At 71.9% G+C, this 2325-nt stretch carries 1 protein-coding gene and 1 pseudogene; both read left to right on the top strand.

Going from position 1 to position 2325, the window contains the following annotated elements:
- Positions 1–468: pseudogene (locus tag VIG79_RS03585) on the top strand (exodeoxyribonuclease V subunit beta); the annotation flags it as partial.
- Positions 465–2192, top strand: a complete 1728-nt coding sequence (recD, locus tag VIG79_RS03580; RefSeq protein ID WP_331882254.1) for an exodeoxyribonuclease V subunit alpha — start codon at positions 465–467, stop codon at positions 2190–2192. The pseudogene VIG79_RS03585 and the gene recD, both read left to right, overlap by 4 nt.
- Positions 2193–2325: the final 133 nt, after the last annotated feature.

The raw sequence follows: 2325 nt of genomic DNA, 5'->3' as shown, positions 1-2325 counted from the left end.
GACCCGCTGGCCGGCTACGCCGACACGCTCGACCACCCGGCCTACGAGCAGACGCTCTCGGGCTACCTGTCGGGATCGCTCGACCTCGTCTTCGGTGTCGGGGAGGGGGACCGCCGGCGCTACCTCGTCGCCGACTACAAGACGACGTGGATCGGAGACCACGAGCAGCCGCACTATGTCGACGCATACCATCCACGCGGGATGGCCGAGGCGATGTCGCGGTCGAGCTACCCGCTGCAGGCTCTGGTGTACTCCGTTGCGCTGCACCGGTTCCTGCGCTGGCGGCAGCCGGGGTACCGGTTCGACCAGCACTTCGGTGGCGTGCTTTATCTCTACCTGCGCGGCATGTGCGGCGCCGCTACTCCGGTGGCCGACGGGCAGCCCTACGGCGTCTTCGCGTGGAAGCCGAGCGAGGCGTTGGTCGAGGCGGTCTCCGATCTGTTCGGCGGGCGGGAGGCGGCCTCGTGAGCGTCGATGCCGGGAGAGGCGAGTACCACCGGGACACCGCGCTCCACGCCACCGGGATGCTGCGCCACTTCAACCGCGCGGGGCTGCTGACGGCGGCCGACACGCACGTCGCCAGCAGGGTCGGGGCGGCGGTCGGGGAGAACGACGAGAGCGTGCTGCTCGCCGTCGCCTTCGCCGTGCGTGCGGCCCGGCAGGGCTCGGTATGCGTCGAGCTCGCCTCGCTCCCCGCTGACGACGGCCTCGGCTGGCCCGACGCCGACGGCTGGGCAGAAGCCGTGGCCGACAGCCGGGTCGCCGCATACGGGGTGGTCCATCACGACCTAGGTCGGCTGTACCTGGACCGGTACTGGCGCGAGGAGCGTCAAGTGGCCGACGACCTCGCCGCGCGGGCCAGCCTGCCGGTCGCCGTCGACCCGGTCGCGCTGAGGGCCGCGCTCGACGAGGCGTTCCCCGGCGCCGCATACCGGGAGCAGCGCGTCGCCGCCGAGGTGGCCTGCACGCACCGGACCAGCATCGTCACCGGCGGACCGGGGACCGGGAAGACGACGACCATCGCGCGGCTCATCGCCGCCCTCGCCGCCATCGAGGGAGCGGGTCTACGGGTGGCCCTCGCGGCGCCTACCGGGAAGGCGGCCGCGCGGATCTCACACGCTGTGCACACGGAGGCGGCCAAGCCCGACTTCCCCTCCACGGCAAGGGATCTGGTGGCTGGGCTCACGGCGGCTACCCTGCACCGGCTGCTCGGCTGGCGACCCGAGAGCCGGACCCGGTTCCGTCACGACCGCCACAACCTGCTGCCCTACGACGTGGTGGTGGTCGACGAGACGTCGATGGTGTCGCTGACCCTGCTGGCCCGCCTCCTCGAGGCGACCCCGTCGCACGCCCGCCTCGTCCTGGTCGGCGACCCGGACCAGCTGACCTCGGTCGAGGCCGGCGCCGTCCTCCGCGACCTCGTCGACGGGCTCGGCCCGCACAGCGACTCGGTGGCCCACCTCGCGACGAGCCACCGCTTCCGAGGCGCGATCGCCGACCTCGCCGAAGCGGTCCGCGCCGGCGACCCTGAGGCCGCGCTGGAGGTCCTCGACGGCGACGACCCGAGTGCGGCGCTGGTCGACGACCTCGAACCGCAGGTGCTCCCAGCGGTGCTCGCGCTGCACGAGGCCTCCGAACGCGGCGACCAGGAGGCCGCCCTCGACCGGCTGGCGCGCCACCAGCTCCTGTGCGCGCACAACACCGGACCGTTCGGAGCGCGCCGGTGGAACCGGCAGCTCGCCACCTGGCTCGCGCAGCAGCTCGGGGTCGACTACCTGCCCGGACGGTACCCCGGCCAACCCCTACTCGTCACCGAGAACGACTACAGCCTGGGCCTGTTCAACGGAGACACGGGTGTCGTCGTCCGCTCGGCCACCACCGGAGGCCTGTATGCGGTCCTGGCCGACGGACTGTCGCCCGGGGGACGGGACCTGCACCTCAGCCGGCTGGCCAACGTCGCCACCGCTCACGCCATGACCGTCCACCGGGCCCAGGGCAGCCAGTACGAGGAGGTCTCGGTCGTGCTGCCCGAGCCGGGTTCTCCCCTGCTGACCCGGGAGCTGTTCTACACCGCGGTGACACGGGCGCGGCATACCGTGCGCATCCGCGGGACACGCGAGGCCGTCGTCGCCGCTGTTGAGCAACGCGCGGTGCGAGCCACCGGCTTGGCGGACCGGCTCAGGTTGACCTGACTAGCGCGAAAGCATTGCCGCTCGTCCCGTTGGTCGCCCATGTCGATGGACCCTGTCCCGGATGGCCCCGACCCATCCCAATGACCCGATGTTAACGGTCTCTTTTGCATTCCCTCACTACAAGGCCTAGTCC

The sequence above is a fragment of the Lapillicoccus sp. genome, from assembly GCF_036559105.1.
GTDB lineage: Bacteria > Actinomycetota > Actinomycetes > Actinomycetales > Dermatophilaceae > Lapillicoccus.
Note: the sequence above shows the minus strand (reverse complement) of the source record. Positions and strands in the feature narration are given on the sequence as shown.